This is a genomic window from Paenibacillus amylolyticus (assembly GCF_047302515.1).
Taxonomy (GTDB): Bacteria; Bacillota; Bacilli; order Paenibacillales; family Paenibacillaceae; genus Paenibacillus; species Paenibacillus amylolyticus_G.
The window spans coordinates 687,605-701,065 of sequence record NZ_CP168019.1; the positions used below are offsets into that span (position 1 = coordinate 687,605).

At 48.4% G+C, this 13,461-nt stretch carries 8 protein-coding genes; 7 read left to right on the plus strand and 1 reads right to left on the minus strand.

Translation table 11 applies throughout. The annotated features are described in order from the left end of the window. Positions 1 to 145 precede the first annotated feature (145 nt). Positions 146 to 1,375, plus strand: a complete 1,230-nt coding sequence (locus ACDJ59_RS03035) for an MFS transporter (protein WP_413407588.1) — start codon at positions 146 to 148, stop codon at positions 1,373 to 1,375. A gap of 30 nt (positions 1,376 to 1,405) precedes the next feature. After that, the gene (locus ACDJ59_RS03040; protein ID WP_413407589.1) at positions 1,406 to 2,728 is read left to right on the plus strand and encodes an LLM class flavin-dependent oxidoreductase; all 1,323 of its coding nucleotides are present in this window, start codon (positions 1,406 to 1,408) and stop codon (positions 2,726 to 2,728) included. A gap of 163 nt (positions 2,729 to 2,891) precedes the next feature. Here the strand turns inward: ACDJ59_RS03040 and ACDJ59_RS03045 are convergent, their stop codons facing one another. Beyond that, on the minus strand, positions 2,892 to 6,041 hold the full coding sequence (locus ACDJ59_RS03045) for an alpha-mannosidase (protein ID WP_413407590.1): 3,150 nt from the start codon (positions 6,039 to 6,041) through the stop codon (positions 2,892 to 2,894). Positions 6,042 to 6,290: 249 nt separating this feature from the next. Here ACDJ59_RS03045 and ACDJ59_RS03050 point away from each other — a divergent pair, with 249 nt between their 5' ends. The 5 genes from ACDJ59_RS03050 (at position 6,291) to ACDJ59_RS03070 (ending at position 13,389) form a co-directional block, all read left to right on the plus strand. After that, a complete protein-coding gene (locus ACDJ59_RS03050; RefSeq protein ID WP_413407591.1) occupies positions 6,291 to 8,105 on the plus strand; it encodes a cache domain-containing sensor histidine kinase in 1,815 nt (604 codons plus the stop codon). Next, a complete protein-coding gene (locus ACDJ59_RS03055; RefSeq protein ID WP_413407592.1) occupies positions 8,102 to 9,661 on the plus strand; it encodes a response regulator in 1,560 nt (519 codons plus the stop codon). Before ACDJ59_RS03050 ends, ACDJ59_RS03055 begins: the two co-directional genes overlap by 4 nt. A gap of 285 nt (positions 9,662 to 9,946) precedes the next feature. Continuing rightward, a complete protein-coding gene (locus ACDJ59_RS03060; RefSeq protein ID WP_205524889.1) occupies positions 9,947 to 10,852 on the plus strand; it encodes an ABC transporter permease in 906 nt (301 codons plus the stop codon). A 22-nt stretch (positions 10,853 to 10,874) separates the two neighbouring features. Beyond that, entirely contained in the window at positions 10,875 to 11,831 is a 957-nt protein-coding gene (locus ACDJ59_RS03065) for a carbohydrate ABC transporter permease (RefSeq protein WP_413407593.1), read from the plus strand. Positions 11,832 to 11,889: 58 nt separating this feature from the next. Further along, complete coding sequence (locus ACDJ59_RS03070; RefSeq protein WP_413407594.1) at positions 11,890 to 13,389, plus strand: ABC transporter substrate-binding protein; 1,500 nt, start codon at positions 11,890 to 11,892, stop codon at positions 13,387 to 13,389. Positions 13,390 to 13,461: the final 72 nt, after the last annotated feature.

Below are 13,461 nucleotides of genomic sequence, written 5' to 3' on the forward strand. Positions count from 1 at the left end.
ATGTATCGCCGATAAGATAGACCCATTCATTTAATTCTTGAATGGGTCTATTGAACTTTTCTATTATACTTTCCGATGACGTTACCCTAATATGGATAATAACCTACTTTTTATATAGGAATTATATAGTATGGAGAATGCCAAGATGCCACAATGGAAGCGAAATCTGTATATTCTGTGGTTCGGCTTGTTTTTCAATCATATGGCGTACTCGCTGTCCGTTCCGTTCTTTCCTATATTCCTGCAAAATGATCTTGGTATCCAGAGCGGTCTGGAAGCTTGGTCCGGTATTTCGATCTCCATCAGCTTTCTGATCAGTGGATTATGCGCACCCTTCTGGGGATCACTGGCTGATAAATATGGCAGCAAACTGATGCTCGTCCGTTCCGGAGTGGGGCTAGGCATTGCACATCTGGCTAACTTCTTTGTTTACGATCCGTATACGTTTATCGCGGTGAGGGTCTTTCAGGGACTCATGGCTGGTTTTCATCCCGCCTCGATTACACTGATCGGTACCAATACTCCGGAGAAACATGTGGGTTATGCACTTGGCGTAATCTCCACAGCCAGCGCTGCGGGCGGGATTCTCGGTCCTCTGGCCGGTGGTGTGTTGAGTCACTGGATTGGACTGCGGGGATGTTTCACTGCATCCGCTGTTATTACATTACTCGCGGCACTGATGGTCCTGGGTGTTAAGGAGTCACGACAAGCTCGTACGATATTTCCAACAAGGATCATAGGGGATTTGAAAAGAGCGGCTTCCACGCCGGGGTTGATGCGAATCTACGGTTTGATTCTCTTAGTCTCGACCTCTGTGCTCATCATCGAACCGGTGCTGACGCTCTATGTGGTCCAGATTGGCGGAGATGTTGGCAGTGCAACACTCAGTGCAGGGATTGTCTTCTCGGCAATTGGTGTTGCAACCGTCATTATGGGGCCGCGCTGGGGCAAGATTGGTGGAAGGATCGGGTACGAGAAAACACTGTTTATCGGTCTGATTGGCGGGGGAATTGGCAGTCTGCTGCAGATGACAGCAACGAATCTGATTTATTTTGGTAGCCTGCGATTTGTTTATGGTTTGTTCTTTGCCGCGGTCTATCCGGCGCTTAATGCGCTGATCATCAAGTATGCTGATCACGATTTTCGTGGGAGGGCTGTCAGTCTGAGTCAGACGGCGAGTCAGTTCGGTATCGTGCTTGGGCCGTTAATCGGTGGTTTGCTCGGTGGATGGATCGGCATTCCGTTTATTTTTCTATTCACAGGCATTGTATTGCTTGGAGCGGCATGGGCAGTCAGAGTTAGTGATGTGAAGAAGGCGGATAAAACCGAATTGCGGATGGCAGTAGACTCAGGTAGTACGAATATGAAGAAGTGAACACTCAAAATGAAATGGGGAGTAATATATATGTCACAACGACAATTGAAGTTGGGAGCTAATCTGAACGGAGTGGGTAACAGCATTTCCTTTTGGCGTCACACGGATATTCCCATTAACGCGAGCGTTAGTCTGGAGTTCTACAAGAAGCAGGTGCGTATCGCGGAAAAAGGGAAGTTTGATCTGCTCTTTATTGCAGATGGCCTCTTCATCAACGAGAAGTCCAATCCTCATTTTCTTAATCGATTCGAACCTCTGACGCTTCTGTCCGCACTCGCCGGGGCAACTTCCCACATCGGTCTTGTTGCTACATTATCTACTTCCTATAGTGAACCCTTCACGGTTGCGAGGCAATTCGCCTCGTTGGATCAATTAAGCGGTGGGAGAGCCGGATGGAATGTGGTTACTTCACCTCTGGAAGGATCGGCTCTTAATTTTGGCAAAGGCGAACATCCGAACCATGCGCTACGCTACGAAATTGCGGAAGAACATCTGAATGTGGTCAAAGGCCTTTGGGATTCCTGGGAGGACGATGCCTTTGTCGGAGACAAAGAGCAGGGCGTATTTTTCGATCCTGCCAAGCTACATACGCTGAATCACAAAGGAACGCACTTCTCGGTACAGGGTCCGCTTAATGTAGGGCGTTCGAAGCAGGGTTATCCGGTGATTTTCCAGGCGGGCTCATCCGAATCTGGTAAAGATCTGGCCGCCCGATCGGCGGATGCCGTGTACACAGGACATGAGACGCTGAAGGAAGCAAGGGAGTTCTACCGGGATGTGAAAGCAAGAGCGGTGGCTTATGGACGCAAGGCAGAGGATATCCTGATCTTCCCGGGCATCGGCCCGATTGTGGGTAGAACAGCGGAAGAGGCGGAGCAGAAATATCAGGAAATTGCCGAACTGGTGAATATTGATCAGGCCCTGAATTATCTGGGACGTTACTTCGATCATTATGACTTCTCCCAATTCCCGCTGGACGAACCTTTTCCCGAGATTGGGGAGATTGGCAGCAACAGCTTCCGCAGTACAACAGATAAGATCAAACAGCAGGCACGAGAACAGGGATTGACCCTCCGCCAAGTGGCATTGCTTGCATCAACGCCTCGTACATCGTTCATTGGTACACCGGATCAGATCGCAGATCAGATTCAGGAATGGTTTGAAGGCGAAGCGGCAGACGGATTCAATGTTCGTACCGTGGTGCCCAATGGCTTGGAAGATTTCGTGGAGCTAGTTGTCCCGGTTCTGCAAGAACGAGGGCTGTTCCGTGCGGATTATGAACATGAGACGCTTCGGGAGAATCTGGGTCTTGAGATTCCACGTAACCGGTATACATTGGAGACAGTAAAATAAATAAAATCACAATGATGTTATATGAGGACTTGCTTCCAGTTCAGAATTCTTTAAAAGCGATTCAGAAATCCCCTATCCTAACGATCGACACGAAGAAACCAGCAAGTCGCCCATTATCTGGGGACTTGCTGGTTTCTTCGGTTGAGCTGCTGCAGTTATCGGATTATACTCTCAGATCAATCTCAAACGTTTTGATTTCATAAGGTTCAAGAGCAAAAGTTATCGGTGTATCATACAGGAGTTCGCCCTCCGGTAGTTCCATAAGATTGCATTCTCTCCATGCGTGAATCCGTAGATCGCTTGTCAGTTCAAGCGTATTCATGCTGCCGGAATAATCATGAATGCGTACGATGACACGCTTGGAATCCTCCGCCTTCTTAACTGCCGAGATCATGGCTGTGCTGCCGGACAAGCTGAACATGGAGCAACTTGGCTGCTCTGATACGCCCTGTGTATATCGAGCTGGAGCATTCAGAAGCCAGGCCTGCTGCACGGTTCCGCCAACGAGCCAATCTCCCTGATGTGGAAGAAGAGCATAGGTGAAGCTGTGCAGTCCCTGATCGGCATGTGGATCAGGGTGCGTAGCGCTCTTGATCAGGGTCAGACGCATGACGTTATCTTTAATGTCATAACCGTATTTGGAATCATTCAGCAAACTGACGCCATAACCTCTGTCGGACAGATCAGCCCATTGATGGCCAACGGATTCGAAACGCGCCCAGTCCCAACTTGTGTTCCAGTGCGTCGGCCGTTTAACGTTACCGAACTGAATATCATAGGTGGCTTCCGTAGAGCGGATGCCGACAGGAAAGGCAACTTTCAGCAGTTGCTGCTGTTCATGCCAATCCACCTCAGTGGCGTAATCGATTCGTCGATGCCCGGTATATACAGTCATGTTCTGCGTAATGGTGGAGCCAAGGTATTCCCAAGCGAAGCGAATCACCGCCTGAAGTGGTCCAGTCTCTACGACTTCAATGCTGGTGCATTTCGTGATTTCTCGCATATCCTCCTGATAGAATATATCAATATCCCATGCCTCGTGGGCAAGCGGTTTGTCCTCGAACACCTGAAGCACATTGCCTCTAGCGCCTTTGGCAAGCACCTCGCGGTGTAACTCTATATCGTAAAGGCGATTCAACTGCCCACTCTCATTCCACTCGAGCAGATAGTACGGCGTCTCGATCCCATTGGCTGTGTGGATGAATGGCGATTGCTCAGAAATAGCGTTTACCGTACTGCTCTGGAAGTGAATTGTGGTATACCCCAGCGAAGGAATATCCTTTACCTCGACGGCCCAACGTGCATCCTGGTATTGAGCGTTCAGGATCTCACCAGAATCGCTCAGCCAAGTTCCCGTTTCCAATTCGTCTGAAGCCACAGAAATGCTCACGATTTCTGTAACGACCCATGGGGAGGAGTTCCAAATGGTGTACGTATACGGAGATTCTCCGCTGCCAGCGATAGCCAACCGAGCTTGCGTGTCTACGTGACTGCCAATCTGCTCAGCTTCTGCATATTCAATTCTGCTATCCTCATACACCTCTGTGATGGAGGAACCGGGAATAATGTCATGGAACTGGTTGCGCAAAATGATTTTCCAACCCGCAGTAAGGGACTTCGCTTGATACAAATTCCAGTCATTATGCACAATACTTTGCAATGCATTCAGCCACTCCGCTTCGCGGTAAGCCAACTCAAGCTTGCGGTTCATCCGTTTGTTGTACGCCTGACTGGTATACGTTCCGCGGTGATACTCCAGATACAGTTCTCCATCCCATGTGTGGATGTACGAATCAGTTTTCTCCACCGTCTCTTGCAGCTTTTCAAAATAATCATCTGCACGTCCTGTCTTGACCTTGGGCAATCCGGGCAGTTGATCCAGCCGACGTCTCATCTCCAGCATTTCGCGGTTAACGCCGCCTCCGCCATCTCCGTATCCGTACGACAGCAGCAGATCCTGGTTCATCTCCTTATCACGGTAGGCATCCCAGATGCCTTTAACCGTCTTCGGAATGATTTTTCCGTTATAGGTATAGAACCATGAACCCGGCTCGGACCAAGGCTCGGGTGTAGTAATGAAGTGGGTCAGCACCTCAGAGCCGTCAATTCCGCGCCAGTGGAATGTATCAAATGGCATACGGTTGTATTGGTTCCAGCTGATTTTGGTCGTCATGAATGTATGAATGCCGGATTTTTTCAGAATTTGCGGTAGTGACCAGCTGTAGCCGAATACATCGGGCAACCAGAGATATCGGCAATCCGTCCTGAATTCTTCTTTGAGAAAACGAGTGCCAATCAGCAATTGCCGGACCAGCGATTCGCCCGAGGTCAGGTTACAGTCAGCCTCCAGCCACATGCCGCCGCCCGCTTCCCAGCGACCTTCAGCGACACGTTCCTTGATGGATTCGTACAGTTCCGGGTAGTCCTCTTTCACATATTCGTACAATTGGGGCTGTGTCTGAAGGAAAACATACTCCGGGAACATCTCCATCAGGCGCATGACCGTAGAGAAGGAGCGGGCGCATTTCTCGCGCGTATGCTTTAACCGCCACAGCCAGGCAACGTCAATATGAGTATGGCCGATACAAGTAACGGTCACATCAGAGGCTTTGTCCATCGCATTCAGTCGAACGCTTAGGTCATCCCTTGCGTCATGCACAGAGGAATAGAAGATATCGGACTTAGGCTGCGACCAGTCAATCAGGCGGAAGGACTGTTGAAGCGCATGAAGCAGCTTTGTGCGTTCCGGTGCATGGGCATCCAAAATGTTGACCGTTTCCAGAATTGCTGTCCCTGTAAATACAAGATCATCAACAGCTTCATCCAGCCAACACAGTTCTGCTTGTCTGAACGTATGTGTCTGATTGCAGGGCTGACCGCCACCTTCCAGACCGGACCATAAGCGGAAGACCAACTCGTTGGTGCTGCCTGCGGCAGAGGCTGGAAAGAACACTTCCTTGTGGTTGGAATCCACGCCTTGAAACGGCTTGCCATCCCAGTAGAACAGGGATTCAAAGCCGGAATTGTTACCACCCCCGGTATCGCCAAAATCAAACCGTCCGACAATCCGTTTATCTTCCCAGGAAGAGGGGAAATCGACTTTTGTACGCAGCCACAAATAAAGATCTCGACCGGACCAACTTTCTCCTGTATGCATAGGCTTCCAATGGCTATCGTCTCCCGGCAGGACAGGGTTGATCTCTTCCCTGTGGTCTTCGCAGGCAAGAAAATGATTTAAAGGCAAACGATCCCGGTAACGGAGCTCGGATAATTCATAAATACGTGCGTGTAGTTTGTTTTCAGTAAGAAACATCGTTAAAAACCCCCAGTTCATTTTATCGGGGAGTGATTCATATATTGAGAGCATCCAAAGCGAGTATGTATGACATAACTTTATAGGGGAATGCGCCCATTATAGCGCTTCCATTCGCTTTTGACAAATCAAAATATAGATTGCTAGTCCTGTTCGCGAGTGATTGTCGAATTTAACCAAACGGTGATACACTGAGTTGGAAATGGGTCTGGAGGAGGTGTTTAGGCACGAATGTCCAGGATACGAACCATGTATAAGAACTACTTGAAGAAAAAAATGTTCAACAAAATCTTACTGTTTTATTCCATGGTTATGGTCCTGTTGTTCATCAGCATCGCGGTATTGGCCTACCGCTACTATGAACAGCGAGTGGTACAGGAACAAATGGATGCCAGTTTGCAGGAACTGGATATTGTAAGTATCAACCTGAATCAGCAGTACGAACGGCTGTATAATGCTGTGCAGCAGATTTATACCGACGCCATGATCGGCGATGATCTGAAGTATTTTTTGACTCATGAATACGAGGATTTTCTCAATTGGCGCCTGAATCAATACGCTTACAGCTACCGTACGGAGCGAGGGAACTTCGATTATCAATTACGTCTGCTGTTAAAGGATGAGGCTTCGATTGCAAATGTCGTGTTATACAGCACGGATCAGGAGTTCTTCTATGTTCTTAATCGGGAGACCCAGCACTTTTACTATCATCCCAAGCTGTCTGCAGGGCATCAGGGCTGGTTCCAGCGGCTGAGGAATGCACCTTGGCAGTACATGGGCAGCGAACCGCTTTTCGAAGGGAAAATGGCTGATGAGCCTACCCCGTATAGCTACGCTAATGTGCTCAAGGACTCCGTCACATTGAAGCAGTACGGTGCAATTATGTTTGAGCTGAATACAGACCGTATCAAAGGGCTTCTTCGAGACAGACCGGGCGGCAAGAACAGTCGGATCATGCTGATGACCGGGGAAGGTGAGGTGATCTTCGATTCGCAGGGAAAGTATGACCACACCGTCTACCCGTACTGGAAAAAGATGAATTTGCCGGAGGATTGGGTGGATCTGGAGGAGCGCTCCAAGGTGCAGCTGCTGAATATCGGGAATACAGGAATGGTTGTGGCTTCTATTATTCCGGAGTCGCACATCAAACAGAGCCTTCAGGCGATTCGTTTCAGCCTCATTGGGATTGTGATTCTGTGCATCATGGTTAGCATTGCAGTGACGTTCACTATCATCCGCCGTTATTCCAAAAAAATTCACAGACTCGTGCTTTACATGCGGCGCTGGCAGGAGGGTGATCTGAGTAAACGTATCGAGATGGAGGGGGAAGATGAGCTGCAGCAGATTTCGCAGAGATTTAATCATATGTGTGATCGGCTGGAGTCTTACATAGAAACGGTATATGTGTCGGAAATCAAACAAAAAAATGCGCAGCTTGTCGCGTTGCAAGCCCAGATCAATCCCCATTTTCTGTACAATACGCTCGAAAGTATCCGCATGAAAGCCATCAGTTTGGGAGCCAGGGATGTTGGACAGATGATTTATATTCTCGCCACGATGTTCCGTCATTTGATCAAAAAGCAGACCCATGTAACCTTGGTAGAGGAAATAGAGCTGTGCGGTATGTACCTGGCTTTGGTCCAATATCGATATGAGGACAAGCTGCACGTGGAGACCCATATCGAGAATGCAGCGGCGGGAAGCATGGTCGTCAAGTTGCTGGTCCAGCCGATTATTGAGAATTACATTGTGCATGGTTTTCGTACGTACGATGATGATAATCGGATCTCCATTACAGCCGAAGAAGAGAACGGCGTGATTCGTATCCGTGTGAAGGATAACGGAAAGGGGATTTCCGCGGAGAGATTGCTTGAACTGCAACAAGGGTTGCATAAAGGCGATGAAGCTGCTGAGACATCCGACCGATCTTTGGGTCTTAAGAACATCCACGACCGCATACGTCTGAATTATGGTAGTGATTATGGTCTGCACCTGAACAGTGTGGAGGGCGAAGGATGTGAGGTGACCATCAGCATTCCAGTTACAAGGGAGGAAATGGGATGAGAAGTGTAATGTTGGTCGATGATGAGCCGCTTATTGTGAAAGGAATGCAAGCCATCATTGATTGGGATCAGAATAATATGCAGATTGCCGGAACGGCTTGCAATGGATTGGAAGCGCTAGCAATAATGGACGAGGTTCCTGTCGATCTGATTATTACGGATATCATGATGCCGCAAATGACCGGACTTGAACTGATCCGGGAGACTAAAGCGCGCAATCCATATACCAAATTCATTATTTTGAGCGGTTACGAAGAATTCCAATATGTGCGGGAGGGCATCTCGCTGGGGGTCGAGAACTACCTGCTCAAGCCAGTCAATATGGATGAACTGGAAGCGACCATCAAGCATATGCAGCGGGATTGGGAGCACGAAGAGATGCGCCAGATTCAAATGGATCAGAGCTGGAGGATTCTGCGCAACAATATTTTGCAGCGGTGGGCGAACGAGACCATTGACCCCAAAGAATTCCGTGAGCGTGCGCAGCTGCTTGAGATTCCCATGAACAAGTCCACATATTGTGCGGCTTCTCTGCGGATTGTAGGCGATGACAAGGGAGATGATCCCCAGATGTATCTGCCGGGAATTGCTGAGCAGTGTGAGCAGATCGGGAACAAAGGCCTCCCGGATGGCTGTGGAATCATCTGTTTTCCCGATCAGGACGGAGACATCATGCTGCTGTTCGTTTCAGCCGGTACGGAAGGTAATGATGAATGGCAGCTTCAGGCACTCACCAGGATGAAGCAAGCGGTTACCGAGGACACAGATGCACGTGTATGGGGAATTATCGGTCAATCCGAGTCGACGTATCTGGGTTTTCCGAAGAGCTGCAAGTCCGTAAAGCTGTGGCTTCAGAATCATTTGTTTAAGGATTGTAATACCTTCATCATGCAAGTGGAGAACCAAGAAGCTACCAATCAGCATCAAGAGAAGCCTGGGCCAGTGATGGAGCAGTTCCACAAGCTGCTGCGGGATGGGGAAGGTACTGAGGTGGATCGGTTCATCGACGAATTCTTCAATGTTGAGGGTAAGGAAGTCTGCCTCCCGAGAACACCGTTCTCCAATTCTGCCATCCAGCTTATGCTGGCCGCCAAGGAACTGGAGAAAACGCCGGACTACGGGGACATCTTCGGACCACTGTCCAGAATTCATACGCTCAACAAACTGAAACAATTGGTCAGAAAAGTTGTTCATCGTACGCTGGATAGATATCATACCGTCGAGAAAACGTATAGCCCACATATCATGGCTGTGTTGGAGGTGGTGAAAAATCACTATCCGGATGAGCTTTCACTTAAGACGCTCAGTCAGAGGCTGGAGCTTCATCCGAACTACCTCGGCCATTTGTTCCAGCAAGAGGTCGGTACCACCTTTTCTGATTATGTGAACCAGTACCGAATCGAGCGTGCCACCCATTTGCTGTTATATTCGGACAAAAAGACGGCAGAAATAGCGGGCGAGGTGGGTTATTGGGACTCCACTTATTTTTACAGACAGTTTAAGAAATATGCTGGTGTTTCTCCTACGGAGCTGCGCTCAATCTACATGAAAAAGTAAGCCGGGCGCTCCGGCTGAATGAAGACATTCTCCATGTGAGGTGTCTTTTTTGTTATGGAATGAATGCACAATCTTTGATTAATCCATCAATTTATTAGTTTTTTCAACTATCTCAAAATTGGTAGCGCTTGCATAATGAAGGTAGGAGTGAACGAGGAAATCCAAAGCAACAAAAGAGCTTAGCTCCAGTGTTGATTATAGGGGATTAATGCTGGATGCAGCTCAAAGCGATAATGAACGAGATCATAAGGAGGGACAGCCGTGCAGGACATCTTCAAAAGTCTGATGAAGAACAAGGCGTTTCTTCTGCTGGTACTGCCGGGAGCAGCTTGGTTTATCATTTTTGCCTATTTGCCAATGTTCGGAACGATTATTGCTTTTAAGGACTTCCGGATTCATCCGGGCGGATTTCTTGAAAGCGTTCTAAAAAGCGAATGGGTCGGGTTCAAAAACTTTGAGTTTCTGTTCTCCACCAGTGACGCCTATATCATCACACGTAATACCATTCTGTATAACCTGGGTCTGATCTTTCTCGGGTTGGTGCTCGCGGTGACGCTTGCGATCATCATGAACGAACTGTTAAATAAACGGCTGGCGAAGATCTACCAGACCGCAATGTTTATGCCTTATTTCCTGTCATGGGTTATTATCAGTTATTTCGTCTTTTCGTTTCTGAGTGTGGAAAAGGGTGTGTTCAACCAGATCATTACCTATTTTGGTGGAGATCCGGTCAGTTGGTACAGTGAGACAGGGTATTGGCCGTATTTTCTCATTCTGCTGGGCCTGTGGAAAGGTGCAGGTTATGGCAGTGTAGTGTATCTGGCAGCTATCGCAGGTATCGATCGTTCTTATTATGAGGCAGCGATGATTGACGGTGCTACGAAGTGGAAACAGATCAGGTACATAACGCTGCCACTGCTCAGACCGCTAATGATCATCCTCACCATTCTGGCGATCGGCGGGATCTTCCGTTCCGACTTTGGACTGTTCTATCAGGTTCCGCGGGACTCTGGTGCGCTGTATCCGGTCACCAATGTCATCGACACGTTTGTATACCGCGGCTTGACCATTATGGGTGATACAGGAATGAGTACAGCTACAGGATTGTATCAATCGGTTGTCGGTTTGATTCTTGTCCTGCTGGCAAACTATGCTGTGCGTAAAATTGAAAAGGATTATGCCGTATTCTAGGCTGCGGCAAGGGGGTGCTTCCATGAGTAATTTAAGCCAACCGGTAAAGCGGGCATCTGCCCATGCGAAGAGGACCGGAAAGAAATCGAGAGATCTGAATGCCATTTCGCCGTTATCCAATGTGATTTTTAATATAGCTATCGGTCTGTTTGCCTTATCTTGTATCTTTCCGTTTCTGTTCATCGTTATCATCTCATTTACCGATGAGAAGACGCTGGCGATCAATGGATTTAAGTTATTCCCTGAAGTCTGGACGCTGGATGCCTACCGATTCCTTATGGAATCCGGGCAGCAGATGGCCCAATCGTTTGGGGTTACCTTAACGGTGGCGGTTGTCGGAACCGCGCTGACACTGTATTTGGTCACCACGTATGCGTATGCCATCTCGCGCAAAAATTTTGCACAGCGTCGGTTTTTCAGCTTTTTGGCCTTCTTCACCATGCTGTTTTCCGGCGGTCTCGTTCCCAGTTACATTGTGGTTACGCAGGTGCTGCACTTGCGGGATTCGATATGGGCGCTGATCCTGCCGTCGATTATGAACGCTTTTTACATTATCGTTATGCGTACATTTTTCACGACCACCGTGCCGGATGCGGTTATTGAGTCGGCCAAAATCGACGGAGCTACTGAATTCGGGATCTATACGCGCATCGTACTGCCGATTTCGTTGCCGGGCATTGCGACTATTGGATTGTTCAGTACGTTAGGATTCTGGAATGACTGGTTCAATGCGCTGCTCTATATCGACAATGCGAATTTGATTCCACTCCAGACATTGCTAATTCGAATACAGAACAATATGGATTTTGTTGTGCAAAACAGCAGCCGGGTCGTGTCCTATGACATTGCCGCGACACTGCCAACGGAGACCGTCCGCATGGCGATGGTTGTCTTGGCTACACTGCCGGTTGCGCTGGCGTATCCGTTTTTCCAAAAGTATTTTATACAAGGTCTGACCATCGGTTCGGTCAAAGAATAAGTCTGGTTGTGCCTGCCCTCAAAGGGCAGTAACAATAACATTAATAAGGGGGATACATATGAAGACCAAAAAAATCGCTCTGCTCATGGTTACTTTACTGCTTGCTTTTGCTACTGTTCTAGCAGGCTGCGGTGGCAGTAATACCAATGGTACAAGCGGGAATGCGGCATCCGGGGGAGAATCCGGCGATAAGGACACGGTGAAGCTCAAAGTATATCTGATTGGTGGTCCACAGCGCGATCTGCCAATGGTACAGGAAGAAATGAACAAATACTTAATGGAGAAAATAAATACAACCGTCGACATCACGATGATTGACTGGGGTGATTATTCCAAACGGATGCCAGTCATTACCGCTTCGGGCGAAAATTATGATATCGCTTTCACCTCTTCCTGGGCTTATGATTATCTGCCAAATGCCACCAGAGGAGCATTCCTGCCCATCAATGATCTGTTGGATAAGTATGGTCAGGGCATTAAAGAGCAGCTTGATCCAAGATTCCTCACAGGATCGCAGATCGATGGCCAAAACTATGCGGTGCCGGTTAACAAAGAGCTGGCTTCGCAATGGGTATGGCGCTTCAACAAGCAGTACGTTGATAAATACAACATGGACATCACCAAGATTCGCACATTAGAGGATCTGGAGCCTTACCTGCAGCAAATCAAGGACAATGAACCAGCCGACATTACTCCGCTGGCTGTTCCGAAGGGCTTTAAGCCTTATCTGGCGTTCGACTTCCTGTTGGGTGACGAATTCCCGGTTGGCATCAACATGAATGGTGACACCGGTAAATACGTTAATATGCTGGAATCTGAAGAGCTGAATAGCTCGTTGAAAACCATCCGTAAATACTATCAGGCTGGTTATCTGCGCAAGGATGTAGCGACACTGGAGGGCATCGATAACATCAAAACAGGCAAATGGTTTGTTGACCGTGAACAGACACAGCCGTACGCCGAACTGGGATGGTCCAGAAGTGCGGGCTATGATATCGTGACTACACCGATGCAGGATCCGGTTATTTTCACTGGTTCGGCAACAGGCGCTATGCATGCAATCTCGGCGAACTCCAAGAACCCGGAACGGGCCATGATGTTCCTGAACTTGCTCAATACCGATCCATATCTGCGTAACCTGATCAACTACGGCATTGAAGGAACACATTACAAAAAGATTTCGGATAATGTCATTGAGGATCTGCCAGCAATGAAGGACGGATTCCAGATGCCTGGCTTTGCCCTGGGTAACCTGTTCCTGACTTACATGCACAAGGAAGATCCAGCCGATAAGTGGGAAGCGTTCAAGGAATTCAACAATTCCGCGAAGGTTGCTCCGAGCTTTGGCTTCAACTTCAATCCTGATCCGGTGAAGACGGAAGTGGCTTCCATCTCCGCCATCGTGAAGGAATTCTACCCATCGATCATGACGGGAGCTGTTGACCCGGATGAGCATCTGCCAAAAGCGATCGAGAAGTTGAAAGCGGCTGGTCTGGATAAAGTGATTGCAGAAGCGCAAAAGCAATACGATGAATGGAAAGCTGCAAATCCAAAATAAACCTGAAATAAAGAAGACAGGGAAACGTCTGTCCGGCTTGGCGGGCGTTTCTTTTTTTACCCTGAGTGGATT

Excerpts from the sequence above, each read along its gene's own strand:
- ACDJ59_RS03035 (WP_413407588.1), top strand. The coding sequence starts at position 146 with ATGCCACAATGGAAGCGAAATCTGTATATTCTGTGGTTCGGCTTGTTT.
- ACDJ59_RS03040 (WP_413407589.1), top strand. The coding sequence starts at position 1,406 with ATGTCACAACGACAATTGAAGTTGGGAGCTAATCTGAACGGAGTGGGT.
- ACDJ59_RS03045 (WP_413407590.1), bottom strand. The coding sequence starts at position 6,041 with ATGTTTCTTACTGAAAACAAACTACACGCACGTATTTATGAATTATCC.
- ACDJ59_RS03070 (WP_413407594.1), top strand. The coding sequence starts at position 11,890 with ATGAAGACCAAAAAAATCGCTCTGCTCATGGTTACTTTACTGCTTGCT.
- ACDJ59_RS03050 (WP_413407591.1), top strand. The coding sequence starts at position 6,291 with ATGTATAAGAACTACTTGAAGAAAAAAATGTTCAACAAAATCTTACTG.
- ACDJ59_RS03065 (WP_413407593.1), top strand. The coding sequence starts at position 10,875 with ATGAGTAATTTAAGCCAACCGGTAAAGCGGGCATCTGCCCATGCGAAG.
- ACDJ59_RS03060 (WP_205524889.1), top strand. The coding sequence starts at position 9,947 with ATGAAGAACAAGGCGTTTCTTCTGCTGGTACTGCCGGGAGCAGCTTGG.
- ACDJ59_RS03055 (WP_413407592.1), top strand. The coding sequence starts at position 8,102 with ATGAGAAGTGTAATGTTGGTCGATGATGAGCCGCTTATTGTGAAAGGA.